Origin of the sequence: Thioclava sp. UBA3469, assembly GCF_002378135.1 — a bacterium.
In the GTDB taxonomy this organism is placed as follows: domain Bacteria; phylum Pseudomonadota; class Alphaproteobacteria; order Rhodobacterales; family Rhodobacteraceae; genus Thioclava; species Thioclava sediminum.
The window spans coordinates 1-356 of record NZ_DFRG01000051.1; the positions used below are offsets into that span (position 1 = coordinate 1).

At 68.5% G+C, this 356-nt stretch carries 1 protein-coding gene; it reads left to right on the forward strand.

Going from position 1 to position 356, the window contains the following annotated elements; translation table 11 throughout:
• The coding region (locus B3D39_RS03740) for an NAD(P)/FAD-dependent oxidoreductase (RefSeq protein WP_286789396.1) at positions 1 to 356 on the forward strand (356 nt) is incomplete at both ends.

Genomic DNA, 356 nt, shown 5'->3' on the forward strand with positions numbered 1-356 from the left:
CGCCGGGCAATGACATCGCGGCGGCGCTGTCGGAGCAGCGCGACGCGGCGGGCCGGCAGGCGCTGCACAATGCGCTCGCGCGGCATCTGCCCGAGAAGCTCGCGCATTTCGTGGTGGCGGAGGCGAAGCTATCGGGGCGGCTGGCCGAGCAATCGAACAAGGACCTCGCCAAGCTCGACGATCAGATCCATCGCTGGCAGGTGCGGCCGGTCAGCTCGGAAGGGTATCGCACGGCGGAGGTCACGCTAGGCGGCGTGTCGACCGATGCGCTCGATGCGAAGACGATGGAGGCGAAGCAGGTGCCGGGGCTCTATTTCATCGGTGAAGTGGTGGACGTCACCGGCTGGCTCGGCGGC